At 68.3% G+C, this 15,160-nt stretch carries 14 protein-coding genes; 6 read left to right on the top strand and 8 right to left on the bottom strand.

Translation table 11 applies throughout. The annotated features are described in order from the left end of the window. Nucleotides 1–164 precede the first annotated feature (164 nt). The gene (locus JOD63_RS13010) at nt 165–1,340 is read left to right on the top strand and encodes a glycosyltransferase (RefSeq protein WP_245243934.1); all 1,176 of its coding nucleotides are present in this window, start codon (nt 165–167) and stop codon (nt 1,338–1,340) included. 42 nt (nt 1,341–1,382) lie between these two features. On the opposite strand, the gene JOD63_RS13005 is transcribed toward JOD63_RS13010, so the two are convergent. Beyond that, nucleotides 1,383–1,640: a glutaredoxin domain-containing protein gene (locus tag JOD63_RS13005; protein ID WP_045275000.1), complete on the bottom strand. Its 258-nt coding sequence runs from the start codon at nt 1,638–1,640 to the stop codon at nt 1,383–1,385. Between the two features lie 126 nt (nt 1,641–1,766). On the opposite strand from JOD63_RS13005, the gene JOD63_RS13000 reads away from it, so the two are divergent. Both JOD63_RS13000 and JOD63_RS12995 read left to right on the top strand, forming a co-directional pair. Then, complete coding sequence (locus JOD63_RS13000; RefSeq protein ID WP_045275047.1) at nt 1,767–2,909, top strand: glycosyltransferase; 1,143 nt, start codon at nt 1,767–1,769, stop codon at nt 2,907–2,909. Nucleotides 2,910–2,913: 4 nt separating this feature from the next. After that, nucleotides 2,914–4,143: an acyltransferase family protein gene (locus JOD63_RS12995; RefSeq protein ID WP_052682442.1), complete on the top strand. Its 1,230-nt coding sequence runs from the start codon at nt 2,914–2,916 to the stop codon at nt 4,141–4,143. Here the strand turns inward: JOD63_RS12995 and JOD63_RS12990 are convergent. Both JOD63_RS12990 and JOD63_RS12985 read right to left on the bottom strand, forming a co-directional pair. After that, nucleotides 4,068–5,321 carry a glycosyltransferase family 87 protein gene (locus JOD63_RS12990; RefSeq protein WP_045275001.1) on the bottom strand — a complete coding sequence of 418 codons (1,254 nt, stop codon included), beginning with the start codon at nt 5,319–5,321 and terminating at the stop codon, nt 4,068–4,070. The genes JOD63_RS12995 and JOD63_RS12990 overlap by 76 nt on opposite strands. Before the next feature lie 82 nt (nt 5,322–5,403). Further along, nucleotides 5,404–5,940: a flavin reductase family protein gene (locus tag JOD63_RS12985; RefSeq protein WP_045275002.1), complete on the bottom strand. Its 537-nt coding sequence runs from the start codon at nt 5,938–5,940 to the stop codon at nt 5,404–5,406. A 374-nt stretch (nt 5,941–6,314) separates the two neighbouring features. Between JOD63_RS12985 and JOD63_RS12980 the strand changes: the two genes are divergently transcribed. The 3 genes from JOD63_RS12980 to JOD63_RS12970 are packed head-to-tail and all read left to right on the top strand — an operon-like array spanning nt 6,315 to nt 9,553. Further along, nucleotides 6,315–7,151, top strand: coding sequence for a phosphatase PAP2 family protein (locus tag JOD63_RS12980; RefSeq protein WP_045275003.1), 837 nt, complete (start codon nt 6,315–6,317; stop codon nt 7,149–7,151). Nucleotides 7,152–7,208: 57 nt separating this feature from the next. Then, entirely contained in the window at nt 7,209–8,957 is a 1,749-nt protein-coding gene (locus tag JOD63_RS12975; RefSeq protein WP_084613421.1) for a polysaccharide biosynthesis tyrosine autokinase, read from the top strand. 44 nt (nt 8,958–9,001) lie between these two features. Further along, the gene (locus tag JOD63_RS12970; RefSeq protein WP_211088114.1) at nt 9,002–9,553 is read left to right on the top strand and encodes an arsenate-mycothiol transferase ArsC; all 552 of its coding nucleotides are present in this window, start codon (nt 9,002–9,004) and stop codon (nt 9,551–9,553) included. Here JOD63_RS12970 and JOD63_RS12965 read toward each other — a convergent pair whose 3' ends face one another. The 5 genes from JOD63_RS12965 to JOD63_RS12945 form a co-directional block, all read right to left on the bottom strand. Continuing rightward, the gene (locus tag JOD63_RS12965; protein ID WP_169748390.1) at nt 9,554–10,702 is read right to left on the bottom strand and encodes a glycosyltransferase family 4 protein; all 1,149 of its coding nucleotides are present in this window, start codon (nt 10,700–10,702) and stop codon (nt 9,554–9,556) included. It lies immediately after the preceding gene. Then, nucleotides 10,702–12,018 carry an O-antigen ligase family protein gene (locus JOD63_RS18260; RefSeq protein WP_157003955.1) on the bottom strand — a complete coding sequence of 439 codons (1,317 nt, stop codon included), beginning with the start codon at nt 12,016–12,018 and terminating at the stop codon, nt 10,702–10,704. The genes JOD63_RS12965 and JOD63_RS18260 overlap by 1 nt, the downstream gene beginning before the upstream one ends. Nucleotides 12,019–12,081: 63 nt before the next feature. Then, entirely contained in the window at nt 12,082–13,089 is a 1,008-nt protein-coding gene (locus JOD63_RS12955; protein WP_045275006.1) for a glycosyltransferase family 2 protein, read from the bottom strand. Between the two features lies 1 nt (nt 13,090). Further along, entirely contained in the window at nt 13,091–14,242 is a 1,152-nt protein-coding gene (locus JOD63_RS12950; RefSeq protein WP_052682445.1) for a glycosyltransferase family 4 protein, read from the bottom strand. Further along, the gene (locus JOD63_RS12945) at nt 14,242–15,123 is read right to left on the bottom strand and encodes a hypothetical protein (protein ID WP_169748391.1); all 882 of its coding nucleotides are present in this window, start codon (nt 15,121–15,123) and stop codon (nt 14,242–14,244) included. Before JOD63_RS12945 ends, JOD63_RS12950 begins: the two co-directional genes overlap by 1 nt. Between the last annotated feature and the right edge of the window lie 37 nt (nt 15,124–15,160).

The raw sequence follows: 15,160 nt of genomic DNA, 5'->3' as shown, positions 1-15,160 counted from the left end.
TCGCGTCAGGCTGAGCGATTCGTGGGTGTCGTCGGATCGGCTGTGCGGTCTCGGCGATAGCGCGGTAGAATCGGCCAGTCGGCGGGGGGCCGTCGACATGGCGTTGAAACTCGACGCGACGCGGCGATGATGCCGCACTGGGGCTGTACAACTGGGGATTTTCTATGCCGAAGACGGTGTGGTCTGGCGACGCCATGGGGTCGTCTGCCGACAAGGTCGACGCGACGATCGCGCTCGCACACGATTACGTGACGCAGCGCGGTGGCGCGGAACGCGTGGCGCTGTCGATGACACGCGCGTTCGAAGGGTCGCCCCTTCACACGACGCTCTACGATCCGGCCGGGTCCTTCCCGGAGTTCGACGACGTCGACGTGCGCCCGATGCGCATCAACCACTGGGGGATGCTGCGGCGTCACCACCGCCTCGCCCTGCCCTTCCTCGCCGAAGCTGTGTCACACCACCACGTCGACGCCGACGTGCTCGTGGCGAGCTCGAGCGGCTGGGCGCACGGCATCCCGACCGATGGCCGCAAGGTCGTCTACTGCCATGCTCCGGCGCGGTGGCTCTACCAGACCGAGCGCTACGCGGGCGGTGGCGCCGAGCGCCGGAGCCTCCGCGGCACGGCGGTGAAGCTCGCGACCAATGTGCTCGGGTCGCACCTGCGCGAGTGGGATCAGCGGGTCGCGAAGACCGCCGACCGCTACCTGGTCAACTCGACGGTCGTCAAGCGCGCCGTCGAGGAGGTGTACGGCATCGAGGCCGAGGTGCTCGCTCCGCCGCCGGCTCTCGTCGGGCGTCACGGCGCCATGACCGAGATCATCGGCGTCGGGCGCCCGTTCGTGCTCTGCGTCGCGCGCCTGCTGCCGTACAAGAACGTCGACCTCGTCATCGAGGCCGTCGCCTCGATTCCCGGGCTCGACCTCGTCGTCGTCGGAACCGGTCCGGAGCAGCGCCGTCTCGAGGCGCTCGCCGAGAAGGTGGGCGGAACACGTCTCGTCGGCCGGGTCGACGACGCCGAGCTGCGCTGGCTGTACGCCAACACCGAAGGACTCGTCGCCGCGTCGTTCGAGGACTTCGGCCTGTCTCCGCTCGAGGCCGCTGCGTTCGGCAAGCCGACCGCCGCGCTGCAGGACGGCGGATACCTCGACACCGTCAAGCACGGCACGACGGGCATCTTCTTCGAACGGCCCGAGGTCGACCACATCGCCGGCGCCGTCGACACCATGATCGCGAGCACCTGGTCGGAAGAGGTCATCACCGACCACGCCGAATCGTTCTCGGAGCGCCGGTTCATCGCGCGCATGCGCGAGATCGTCAAGGAAGAGCTCGCCCGGGCGTGAGGCCGGGGGTGCTGCCCGCGGTCCGGCCCGCGGGCGCCGCGCTCAGATGAGCGAGAGCTCGCGGAGCTTGGTCTCGACGTCGGCGTTGGACGGCTCGACCTGGTGCGACGCGTCGGGGTAGACCACGACGGGGATGTTGGTGCGCCCAGAGATGTCGCGGGCGACATCCGCAGCCGCGGGATCTGCCACCAGGTCGACGTAGGTGTACTGGATGCCGAGGCTGTCGAGCTGACGCTTGGTGCGGACGCAGTCGCGGCACCAGTCTGCGCCGAACATCGTGATCGTCGAGGGGGAGGTCATCGTTCCATTCTGCGGGATGCAAGCTGGACGAGGGCCGGACGGCGTTCCACACATGTTTCCCGCACCGCAGAGGATGTGTCACGATATTGGTCTGCGCTGGGGAGCGGAAGTCCGAGGGGGGACAGCATCGACATCTCGATCGTCGTACCGACGTTCAATGAGGCGGCGAACGTCGCCGAACTCGTGCGTCGTACGGTCGCCGCGGTCGAGGGCGTGCGCGCCGAGATCATCTTCGTCGACGACAGCACCGATGAGACGCCTGCGGTCATCCGCGAAGTGGCGGCGTCGGCGCCGATCCCGGTGCGCCTCATCCACCGCGATGAGAAGTCCGGCGGTCTGGGAGGCGCCGTCGTCGAGGGGTTCCGTGCTGCGGAGTCCGACATCTGCATCGTGATGGACGGCGACCTGCAGCATCCTCCCGAGAAGATCCTCGAGCTCGTCGACCGATTCCGGCAGGGCGACGTCGACATCGTCGTCGCGTCACGCTATGTCGGCGGCGGCACAGCGCACGGTCTGGCCGATCGCACCCGCGTCGCGGTGTCGAAGGTCTCGACCGCCGTCACCCGTGCGATGTTCCCCGTCAAGCTCCACGACGTCACCGACCCGATGACGGGATTCTTCCTGGTCGACCGGCGGCGCATCGACCTCGCCACGCTCAAGCCCCGCGGCTTCAAGATCCTGCTCGAGATCCTCGCGCGTCGATCCTTCCGCGTCGCCGAGGTGCCGTTCGACTTCGGCGACAGGTACGCCGGCGAGTCGAAGGCGTCGCTGGCGCAGGGGTTCCACTTCATCATCCAGCTCGCGCTGCTCCGCTTCGGCAAGATGTCGATGTTCGCGGTCGTCGGCGGGCTCGGAGCCGTGGCGAATCTTCTGATCGTGTGGGCCCTCACCGAGATGGGCGTGAACTACGTCGTCGCCGCTGTCGTGGGTGCCGAGGTGACGATCGTCGGAAACTTCCTGCTGTTCGAGCGCGTGGTGTTCCAGGACATGCGCGAGGCGGCGTCGGGCGTGTGGTCGCGGTTCGCGAAGTCCTTCGGCTTCAACAACGCCGAAGCCCTCATCCGCATCCCGGTGATGGCTCTGATGGTCGAGACCTGGCACTTCTCAGCGGTCATCGCGACCGCTCTCACCCTGGTCATCGCCTTCATCGTGCGTTTCGTCTTCCACTCGCTGGTGGTCTACGCACCGAAGAAGCCGGGCACCCCCTCCCATCTCCGAGAAGTGCTGGAAGACATCGACGAGCAGGCGATGCAGCCCGGAGAGCTGTAGCGGCATGAGCGCGACACCGGAGTCGAAAGAATCGCTGCTCGCACAGGGCGCACGCCACGCGGTGCGCCCGGAGATCCAGGCGCTGCGCGCCGTCGCGGTCACCCTCGTGCTGCTGTTCCACCTGTGGGAGTCCCGCGTCCCGAGCGGCTACATCGGCGTCGACGTCTTCTTCGTGATCTCCGGATTCCTCATCACGGCCCAGCTGCTGAAGGAGGTCGAGCGGACCGGCTCGATCCGTCTGCTGGAGTTCTGGGCACGCCGCATCCGTCGCCTTCTTCCTGCGGCTTTCGTGGTGATCGTCGTGACGATCGTCGGCGTGATGCTGCTGCTGCCGTCCTCCTCGTGGGCGCCGAGCCTGATCGAGTCGGCGGCCAGCGCGCTCTACGTCGAGAACTGGGCGTCGATCGCACGACACCTCGGGTTCCTGCCATGGGTCGACTACGCGCTTCCGGTCGAGCACTTCTGGACCCTGTCGGTCGAGGAGCAGTTCTATCTCGCCTGGCCGCTGCTGATGCTGGCAGCCCTGGCGATCGTCGGCCTGCTGCCGTCATCGGGCGGCATCACGCGCGCGCGTCGCCTCCGGGCGATCGGAGTCATGCTCGTCGTGGCGTTCGCCGTGTCGTTCATCTACTCGCTCTGGCTGACCGGTCAGCATCCGCTGCATGCCGCGCGCTCGACACCGTCGGTCGCGTGGGAGTTCGCCGCCGGTGGCCTGCTCGCTCTCGTGCCCCGGCTGCCTCACATGCGGCTCGGGTCGCGCACCGCCGCCGCCATGCACTACGTGTGCTCGTGGACCGGGCTCGCGCTGATACTCGTCGCAGCCGTGCAGCCTCACACCGACGCGCATCCCGCGCCCGCCGCACTCGCGCCGGTCATCGGCGCCATGCTGGTGATCTGGGGCGAGACGCGCACATCGTGGCTCAGCCCCACGAAGTACGGCGCCCTCGCGCCGGTGCAGTTCCTGGGCGATGTCTCGTACGGCGTCTACCTGTGGCACCAGCCGATCTACGTGCTCGTGCTGCTCGCGACGGGGGAGAATGCGCGATCGGTCGGGGCGCTGGCCATCGTCGCGGTGTCGATCCTGCTGGGCTGGCTCTCGAAGCGGTATGTCGAGGATCCGTTCCGCACGTCGGAGTTCTGGAAGCCGCTCGGGCGCACCTACGCGTTCGCCGCGGGCGGGATGCTCGTCATCGTCGCGCTCTGCGCCGTGGGGCTCACCGTCGGCTCCAGCTGATCAGCACGCCGGCGCGCATCGAGACGCGCCGCGAGGAAGACCGACACCGCGAGTGCGAGCAGCGTTGAGCCGACGACGCCGATGTACTGCGGCGTGCTCTCCGCAAAGCGGTTGTCGAGTGGTGGGAGCCGGAACACGATCACCCACCAGAGGGTCAGCGCGGCGACCCCGATCAGCGGCTCGAGTCGCCTCCGAGTCGTGAAAGCGTGGGCGATCCAGGTCCACAGCAGTGGGATGATGAGCAGCTGGTACCAGAGGTGCGACACCGGCAGCAGGAGCACGACCCCGGCGGCGATGTTCCACATCGACAGTGCATCGTCGCCTGGGCGCAGCAGCGTCCACACGATCAGGCCGACGACCACGGCGGCCAGGCCCCAGGAGACGACTGCCGCGAGTGCCGGTGCGATGAACAGCGGTTCGAGGGCGGGGGTCTGGGTGAACAGGTGCCGCCCCGCCCCCCACACGGAGAACGCGATGAGGGGTTGCGCGCTCAGCTCGACCGTGCGCTCGATCCATTCACCGAACAGATCGGGCCCGTGGAGGATGACGGCGAGAGCGAGGAACGCCGCCCCGGTGCCGATCGTCGCGGCGATGAGCCGGCCACGGTGGCGCACGCCGCGCCGGAACATCCACAGGCCGAGTCCGACCGGCCAGCTCTTGATGATCGCGCCGAACGCCAAGGAGACGCCGCTCGCCACCTGACGGTTGCGCGATGCGAAGAACACCGCTGCCGCAGAGACGAGCGGGAGGAACGGATCGGTCTGCCCGAACCACAGGTCGAGCGAGAGGAGCGGGCTGTACAGGACCGAGACCAGCGAAATGCCGGCGAGCGCCGGCCGCTGCCACCACGAAAGTTGCCGCCAGAACGTCGCAGCGACGAACGCGATCGCTCCCCACAGAGCCGCGATCGAGGCCGCGGTCCACGGGCCGACGGCGGCGGCGAAGTCGGGGAATGGCAGGAGCAGCCACGCGACGAACGGCGAGTAGACGTACCCGGGGGCGTCGTAGGGACTCCCGCCGTCTCGGATCCGGTCGGCGGCATCGACGAAGATGCGCAGGTCGGTGCCGATGTCGCTGCTCACGGCATCGCGGTAGCGCTGCATGCTCAGGTAGAGACCGACGGCGATCACCGCCAGCCACAGCACGACGGCGAAGACGCGCTTTGCAGTGCTGTTCATCGCGGCACTCCTGGGAAGTCCTGGTCGGACGGAAGAACGGACGGCCGTGCGGCCACCCGGCGAGCCATCCGACGGTGAAGCGTCAGTCCGAGATGAGCGAATGCTCGCCGAGGCGATGCCATGCCCGGTTGTAGTACACGAGCGCCTCGCCCGCCTCGCCCGACTCCACGTCACGAGAGATCGTGGACTGCAGCGCGTGTGCGGCGATCACCGTGGAGCCGCCCGCTTCCATACGACTGACGACCGCGCAACGCACCCACGCGCGCACGCCGTGGAAGACGTGCTCACCGGTCACCAGACGCGTCCAGCTGTCCTGGTCGGCGAAGCGGTCGGCGCCCTTGGCTGCGCAGAGGCGGGCGAGGCCGAGGTCATTCGCGTCGAGCAGGTGGACGACCACCGTCTCGGCGCTCACGATCGTCGGGGTCGCCGATGACAGCGCCGACAGCGAGAAGACGAGGAGCGGCGGATCGGCGCTGACCGATGAGACCGACGTCGCCGTCAGTGCGACCGGTCCGTGTTCGCCCTCCGCCGTGACGACGGCGACCCCTCCCGGATGGCACCGGAACAGCCCCTTGAAGTCGTCGGCGGACAACGACGGACCCAGCCGACGATGCGTCATTCCATCCGATTCCACCGTCGGCTCAGCGAAATCAGGCGTGCCCCCAGAGCTGCCCATGGATAGACGCTAGCAGGACCGCGGGAAATGGTCACGAGAGATTTCCTCGCACAGACCAGGCGGGATTCGCTATCGTCGCAACGACCGGGGATGAGAGACTCCGTGCGTGGCCGTCGGGACGCATTCTGGCGCACGGGGGTCGCTGGGTGACTCGTCGTCCAGCGGAGGCATGCGTCGCAAGGGGGATGACTCTGTGCTGAAGGGGCTCGCTGCGGCCGTTCCGCCGGCGCGTCGGCAGGTCGCGACTGCGACCCGGGTGTCCTGCGCGGTGCTGAGGCGGCCGACTCGTGTCTGAGCGGGGTGGATCGTCGGAGACCGTGAGGAGAGCCTGGCGGTTCGCATCCCTGAGCCTGGCCTACGCCATAGGGTTCGTCATCTTCTACGTCGTCGCAGTCCGCACCGCGGAGGGCCAGCGAATCGATGCGGGCTCCCTCGGCGTCTTGGGGTGGTTGCGCGGCGAAGCCTGGCTCGCGTTCTACGAGGGTCGCAGCGTGGTGCTCTACGGACTCCTCGCCGTCGCCGCGGTCGCTGCCTTGACCGCGGCACTCGAGCGTCGATGGACGCCTGTCTTGCTGTCGATCATCCTGGTGGCGGTCGTCGCCGTCGCATCGGTCGGCATGAAGGCGGTCCTGCCGCGTCCGGACCTCGGCGACTTCGCATACGCGCACAACACATTCCCGAGCTCCCATGCGGCGATCGCCCTCGCAGCGTCGGTCGCCGTGATCTGGTGCCGCCCGCCTTGGATGTCGCGCGTGCTGGTCTTCGTACTCGCCGCCCTCGTCGCCTACGTCTCGCTCGGCTCGGTCCTGTCGTTCGCGCACCGGGCGAGCGACACGTTCGGCGGAATCGTCTTGACCGGCGCGGTGTCGTGCGCTCTGGCGGCGTTCGTCCGCACGGACGTCGCCCCGGTCTCACGCCTGCGGAGGGGCGTCGCCATCGGGTCCGCGCTGGCCATCGTCGTCGCATCCCTGTATCTCCTGGAGGCGATCGGACTATTCGGGGGCGGCGATCACATGACCCAACTCGGCGTCGCGATCGTGCTCGGCGTGCTGGGGCTCCTCGGGTCGGTCCTCGCCGTGCACCGCCCCCTCGGCGTCCAGCCACAGGTGAAGGCGATCGGCTCCAGCGCAGATGCACCGAACGAGGCGCTGTAACCTAGAGCAGGTGCCCTGACGTCCACGGGGACACAATGGCCTTTTGGGGGACTCGTCTTGACGCTCCGACAGATTCTGGATGTGCTGTGGAAGCGCAGGTGGATCATCGTCGCCGTCATGCTTGCGGCGCTCGTCACAGCCTTCGCGTATCTGCAGCTGCGGACCGTCACGTACTCGAGCCAAGAGGTCGTCCGCCTCAACAGCGTCGTGACCCAGGGTGCTGTCACAGGCGAGATCGGCGGCGTCTCGGTCGATGTGAGTCAGGAGGCGGTCACGTCGCCTGCGGTGATGGATGTGGCTGCAGAGCAGCTGGGTGAGGACCCGGGTGCTCTGGCCGGTTCTGTTCAGGTGGTCATCGACGGCACCACACCGCTCGCTCGGGTCGCGATCATCGCTACGGGCTTGTCGCCGACCCAGTCGCAGAGCCGCGCGGCTGCCGTGGCGTCGGCATACACGGCGTACGTCGACCAGCAGCTCGCCACCGCGCTCGTCACCCTCCAACAGCGCCAGGCCGAAGCGATCACCGAGGCGCGGGACCTTCAGCAGGCCGTCGCCGACGATCCAGGCGACGCGATTGCCGCGACAAATCTCGCCACCGCGCTGTCGAAGATGACCACTATCAACCTCGCCATCGAGAGCGTCAACGATGCGGGCGCGGCGACCGCCGTCGTCTCCAACCCCGCGCCGGGAGAACCGACGGTTCCTTCGGCTCTCATCGTCCTGCTCCTGGCGCTGGCGACCGGCCTCATCGTCGGGATCGCCGCGGCCCTCATCCGTGATCAGTTCGACAACCGGCTGCGCGGTGAGGAGGAGATCGAGTCGACCTCCGGCGCCCGCTCGCTCGGTGAGCTGAGCTGGGATCGCGGTGTGGCGAGTACTCATCCTCCCCTCCCTGTCGCGCACAATGACCGGACCGATCTGAGCGAGCGTCTTCGCACGCTGCGGTCCACCCTGCAGGTCTTCCTCCCGGATCGTCAGGCTGTCGCCGTTGTCACGAGCGTGGAACCCGGTGACGGAAAGTCGTTCGTGTCTGCGAACCTCGCCATGGCGTGGGCGCGCGCAGGCAAGACCGTGATCCTGGTCGGCGGTGACTTGCGCCGTCCCGACCTGGGTCGTTACTTCTACGACGCTGCCGACGGCGAAGGTCTCTCCGAAATCCTGCAAGAGCACGAAATCGGCGAAACTCTCGCTCGTTCCTCGGTGGAGAGCCGACTGAACACCACCAGCTACCGCCGGCTGCGTGTGCTGCCGGCCGGAGCCGAGCCGCCCGACCCCGCGGATCTGCTGGCCCGTCCCGTACTCGGCGACATCGTTGCCCATCTGCGCAGCCTCGCCGACGTGGTGATCATCGACTCGCCGCCCGCGATCGGAATGGCCGACGCCGCGCTGCTGGCCCTCCAGTCGGATGGCGCAGTAGTGATCTCGTCGGTACGCAAGACCGACCGTGTTCTCCTCGCGGACACGATTGCGGCGCTTCACGCCGCGGGTGCAGAGGTGATCGGCGTCGTGGCGAACCGCAGTCGCCGCAAACTTCCGAAGACGTATGCCTCGTACTATGTGAATCGCGGTGCCCACGCACCTGTGCCGCAGGTGCCGGCGATACAAGACCCCGCGGCGTCGGCCACGGTGGCAGAACTCCGCCGATTGCTCGATGCCCCGTCCGATCCTGCACCGCGCAGCCGGACCCGGGCCTCGGGAACCGAGAGCGCGGATCGTGAAGACCCGCGTGCCGCCGACAGCGACGAGGCAGCCGACGGCCCCGACACCACGGACGCCGATCGAAAGACCGCCAGCGACGCCTCATGACGTCGTCTCACGACATCGCGTTTCCGGTCCGGTCACCTGACCCCGTGCCGGGCGTGGCCCAGGTGCTCTTCGTGTGCCAGGCGAATCGGTGCCGTTCGCCGTTCGCCGCAGCGATCGCGCGGCGCCTCGCCGACCGATCCTGGGAGGTGTACTCCGGCGGCCTCATGACGGGCGGCGCTTCCATGCCGCGCGCCGGCATCGAGACGGGCGCGATGTTGGGGATCGACTTCACCTCGCACCGCAGTCGCGAGCTCGACAGGACGGATCTCGACGGCTTCGACGTCATCCTCACTCTGGCGAAGGCGCAAGCGCGGGAGCTCGTCGCCGACAACCCGCACCTGCGCGGCCGCATCTTCACTGTCAAGCAGTTCGACCGATGGATCACGACGCACCCGAAGCCCCGCCGCGCGGCGCTCGGTCGATGGCTGGACGTTGCCGGTATGGACCGGCCCCCGACCGACCTGCTCGGTGATGATGCGCGCGACGACGTCGCCGATCCGATCAACTCGCCCGTGGAGGACTGGATCGGCATGGCGAGAGAGCTGACGGGGCTGATCGGCCGCATCGTGGGCGAGCTCGGCGCAACGCGATCCTGATCAGTCGGCGGACTCGTCGAGAACGCCGCGCAGCTGTGTCCAGGTGTGCGCCCACGAACGTGCTTGCGCCCGCTCGCGGGCACGCGCGCCGAGGGCCGCACGGCGGGAGTCATCGTCGAGGAGTGCGCCGAGGCCCGCGGCGAGGGCTGGGGCGTCGCCGGGCTCAACGAGAAGTCCGGCGTCGCCGATCACGCTCGGGATCCCACCGATGTCACTCGCGATCACCGGCAGACCGGTCGCCATGGCCTCGCCGATGGTGAGCCCACTGGGCTCCGCCCACCGGGACGGCGCGACGAAGACGTCCGCCGACTGGAGCTGCCCGGGGAGGGCCGCTCGGTCGACGAACGGACGGAACGAGACGGTGCCGGGCACGGCGTCGGCCAGCGCGCGCAGTTCCTGCTCGTAAGGCGAGAGCGCTGCTTTCGGGTCGAATCCCTGACTTCCGACGATGACGACGTCGACGTCATCTCGGCCGAGAGCCGCCACGGCGCGCAGCAGCACGTCGGGGCCCTTCTCCGCGACGACGCGCCCGACGAACATGACGCGCGTCCGGTCGCCGCTCTCGGTCCGCACGGGCGGCTGGAACGCGTCGGTGTCGACGCCGTTCTCGACGACTCTGATCTGCTGGGAGACCGATGGCGACACCCGCGCGGCGATGCGATCGGCCAGATCGTCGCTGACGACGACGACGGCGACGGCGGCGCCCAGCATGCGGGTGGCCTCGTGACGGGACATCCCGCGGGGGAGGTCGTTGTGCGCGTAGTAGATGACAGCGTGCGGTGTCGCTGCGATCATCTCGGGAAGCACCGGCGCGTTGTGCGCGATGACAATGCCTGGCTCCCGCGCGTCGATCGCGTCCACGAGCGGGCCGTACGAACGGCGCGATCTCACGCGCGGCAGGCCGAGGCGGGACAGACCGAGGTCGACGGCCCGTTCCCACGACGCGGGGTAGCCCCGGCCCGCATACTCGATCGACGCGGCGCTGGTGTAGCGGGGGCGGTAGGTCGAGGACTCGACAAGAACGGAGTGGGCGTAGTCCGGGTCGTCGGCGGAGGCGGAGGCGATGCCGTGGACGACCGTGGGGATTGCCGAGCCGGTCCGAGGTGAGAAATGATCCCCGGGGGTCAGCGCATGGATGACACGACGCATCAGATGCGCACGCCGCGTGTTCGTCGCCACACGGTCTGGACCTCGTGCGGGATCCGCTCGACCCCGCTCGCTCTGTCTCGCTCCTGGATCCCGTAGCAGATGCCAGCGATGATCCACAGGAGCGAGGCGTGTCCGGCGACCCAGTAGAGGTCGAACTGTCCCTGCGCGAACTTCGCTGCCACGACGGCGAGGCCGAGGGTGCCGTACACGGGGTTCATCCGTGCGAGCGCCCACAGCCCCCCGGCGAACATGCCGAGGAAGCCGACGAGCCCGAGGATGCCGACGGTCGTGAGCACCTCGAGTTCGGCGTTCGGCGGCTGGAACCCGCCGTAGCCGGTGTGCCACGTCGTCCACCAGCGGTGGCCGACCCCGAACAGAGGCGATTGCAGCCAGACCTCGATCGACGACGCGTACCACGTCAGCCGCTGCGCGGCGGAGCTGAAGTCGTTGTCGGAGGTCAGCTGTTCGGCGACCTCCTGATAGACGAACCAGCCGGCGGGGATGAGGACAATCCACATCCATCGCGAACGCTTGCCATTGTGGAAGCGGGGGCGCAGGCCGATGATGAGTGCGCCGACGAGTGCGCCGACGATCGCCTGGCGGGATTGCGACGCCGCCATTCCGGCGGCGCACACGAGCACGGCAGTCCAGGCGAACCACCGCGGCCACCCGAGCCACGGCGGATTGGCCAGCGCGATCACGAAGCCGATCATGAGGAAGGCGCCGATGGCGTTCTTGTGCCAGACCCCGAGATACACCGGCTGGAATCCGTTGCCGAGCGCAGTCACACCCGCCGTGATGCCGATTCCAACGCAGATGGCGACGTACAGGCCCAACGCGAGACGGGCGTGGCCCTCACGGCCGATGACGAACCCGACGACCATGGCGCCGAGGACGAGCGCAACCTCGTGCAGCCACTCGATGTAGTTCTCGGCGTACCGATTGAGGATGAGCTGCGGCATGGTGAGCGCGAGGTAGAAGGCTCCCGACCACAGCAGAGGCTGCATGGTGATGATCCCTCGACCGCGGATGAGCAGAAGTGCGATGAGCACCGATAGCCCGAGGAGGAGATCCGAGCCGCTCATCGGGCCGATGCGCTGGACGAGGAACACCCCGGGAACGGCCAGCACGGGTACGAGCGACATGTCGATCGCCGCGACGGCGATCAGAAGCACGGCGAGGGCGAGGAGCAGGGCGTAGTCCGGAAGCCAGACGCTCGCGAGTCCCGTGGCGATGCCGAGCGCCGCGAGGACGACGACGCCCACGATCGTGACGCCGACTCCCCGAAGGGATCCGCGGGAGGCAATCACACTCACACGGCCAATGGTAGGCCTAGGGACGGATACCGAGGTGCTCGCGTTGAGGCGGGGCACGCGGGCTTACGGCGTGGCGACGCCTGCGCGCCGGTCCCGGCGTCGTCCGTCGATGCCTGCCCAGATGCCCGCGACGAGACCGGCGACCTCGACTGCCGATCGCGTGAGGATGATGGGCGAGGTCATCCTGCGGGAGACCGACGCCGGTGCGCCATCGGAACCGGTGCCCTTGACGAGCAGTCGGCTCACCAGGGCGAAGTAGTCACCCTGCGCACGCAGCGCCGTGACGAAGTAGCGGGGGAGGAGCCGGGTTCGCCATCCGTATACGCGGGCGAGCAGCATCACATGGTTGCGGCGAGAATAGTAGAGATAGCGCCGGTCGAATCGCTGTCCGCCGATCTGGTACGGCGCGGCGACGTGTCGCACGAGCACCCGCGGGTCGAACACCAGCTTGTGGCCCGCCGCGATGAGCCGGAGGCAGATGTCGGATTCCTCGCGCAGACACGTGCCCGGATAGTTGCCGCGGATACCGCCGATGGCAGCGAGGACCTCGCGCCGGTACGACTGGTTCGCTCCGAGGAGGTGATGGACGAGCACGAGCCGCTGCGGATCGGCCGCGAAGAACCCGGTGAGATCGCCGTTGGGCAGGAGACGCCCGATGCTCCCGATCCCCTCATTGCCTTCGTGGGGTCGTCCGTTGTCGGCGCGGCCGCCCACGCCTGCGACGGTCGGGTCTTCGTACGCCCTCGTGAGATGTGCGAGCCAGTCGCGGTCGGCGTATGCGTCGTCGTCGATGAACGCCACCACATCGCCGGTCGCTGCGGCGAGACCGAGCTGACGCGACTCGGGCATGGTGCCTTTTCCGAGACTGTGTCGGATGTACTCGACACCGGCGAACCCGCTCGAGAGTAGGTCGCGAGAGCGGTCGTCGGGAGAACCGTCCACGACGATGATCTGATGGGGCTGCTCGGGCATCTCGCGGAGGTGGCGCAGACACTCGCTGAGGTACTGCGGCCGCGCATACGTGATGATCACGACGGAGACCGTCACCGGGGAGGTGGGGGGAGTCGGCATGTCAGCTCCTGGACTCTGCCGCGACTGCCGCGACGACGGGACGAAGGACATCTTCGTATGCTGCGGCGACGTGGTCCCACGTGTACCGCAGCACGGAGTGGCGCCCGTGCGAAACGAGCGCCCCGCGCAGCTCCGCATCGACAGCCACGCGCGTGAGCAGTTCAGCGAGCTCCGTCGCGTCCCCAGGATCGAACAGCAACCCGTCCACGCCATCGGTCATGAACTCCGCCGGGCCGCCGCGACGCGTCGCGAGCACCGGGATACCGGAACGCCACCCCTCGAGGATCACGATGCCGAACGCCTCCACCCTGCTGGGGACGACCTGCGCGAGCGCGCCGTCGAGGACGGTGCGCACCTGCGTGCGGGTGAGGGCGCCGGTGAAGTGGACGCGCGTCGCGATCTCCCGCTCGATCGCCCGCATCTCCAGTCGACCCCGCTCGGGCCCGTCTCCGGCGATGACGAGATCGATGCCGTCGAGGGTGCTGCGCGCCTCGGCGAAGGCGTCTATCAGCACATCGAATCCCTTGTTCTCCACGAGGCGGCCCACGCCGGCGATGTAGCGCGGCGGAACCGGGGCGGGCAGCTCCTGCGCCTCCGCCCCGAGATCTATCCCGTTCGCGACGATGGCCGCCGGCCGGTGCTCGCCGAATCGATCGAGGTCCGCGGCTGCGTACGCAGAGCACGAAGTGACGGCAGCCGCGTCCCGCATGGCGGCGGCGAGTGAACGCCGCAGAAGCCGCGACGAGGCGAATGCGTCGTGGGCATCCATGAAGGTCTCGCCGTGATTCGCATATACGAGTGGGATGCCGGCGTGCTTGGCCGTCGCATGCGCCCACCGTCCATTGGGGCCGAAGCACTGGATGACGACGACGTCCGGGGCGTCGTCGGCGAGCGCACTTCTCCACGCGGAGCGGGCGCCGGGCAGCTCCCTCATCCAGCGAACCAGGCCGCCGACGGATCTGCTCGGCATCGGCGTCGGCAGATAGCGAAGCCGGTGCCCGTCATCGTCCGCCGGGACGTCGTCGCCTTGGTCGACCGACCAGACGACGACGTCGTTGCCACGGGCACGCAGCCGGCGTGACAGGTGGAAGACATGCTCCTCCACACCGCCGAGTCGCGGAAGGTAGGAGCTCGCAGCGAGGGCGATACGCATCAGACGCCCTGATCCGGGAAGTCCGCGACCCTGCTCAACCGGTACTGGCGCCATTTCGGCGCGAAGGGCGTCTTGAGTGCTGTCGACCAGGGGTGGCGGGTCGAGTGCAGCCACTGTCCGTACTTGCCACTGGTCCGCCACTCCTCTGAGTGCCCCGACCAGCCCACCTTTCTGGCGATGTCCGCCGACGATCGTACCCAGCTGTAGTGGAGCACAGCGGCCTCCGCCGGTACGACCTCGTGCACGACCGTATGCGGGGGCGCGGCGGGATCGGTGTTCCACGGACGCACATCGGCACGGTACTTCGGGAACTCGGTCTGCCGCGCCAGTTCGAGCAGCGTGCCGGCCCTGACCGCGAGCGGGCCGGGGTAGGAGCACGCCGTGCGCCATGAGCGGGTGCTCGCCTCAAGGAAGCGTCCTGGACTCACACGCGTGTAGAGCCAGCGTGCCGGGTAGTCGAGCGCCCACGCAGCCGACGCGTCGGCGTTCGCCAGCACGCTGAGGAACACGTCGGGGCGGGGCACGACCTCATCGGTGTCGAGCTGCAGAACCCAATCCGCGCCGTCTCCGGCCTGGGCCAGCGCAATGCTGCGCTGGTGGGTGTCGTTCGCGAGCGGGTCGAAGCCGGATCGGCCGAAGTGCCCGGGGCGGTAATCGCATTTGCCCTCGGTGTCGAGTTCTCGCATGATCTCGAGGCAACGTTCGATCGGGAGGGGCGTACCCGTCCACGAGGTCGCGTTCTCGTCGTATGACACGACGATGCGATCGACCATCGCATAGTAGGAGCGCACGCTCGGCCCGAGGAAGGCAGGGTCTCCGAGCATGATGTAGGCGTTGAGTCGCATCTCCCACAGATCTCGTCGACGGCGGCATTCAGGCACTCCGATCCTATCTGGGGTGGATCAGGTACTGTCGTTG

The organism is Microbacterium terrae (assembly GCF_017831975.1).
In the GTDB taxonomy this organism is placed as follows: Bacteria; Actinomycetota; Actinomycetes; order Actinomycetales; family Microbacteriaceae; genus Microbacterium; species Microbacterium terrae.
Note: the sequence above shows the minus strand (reverse complement) of the source record. Positions and strands in the feature narration are given on the sequence as shown.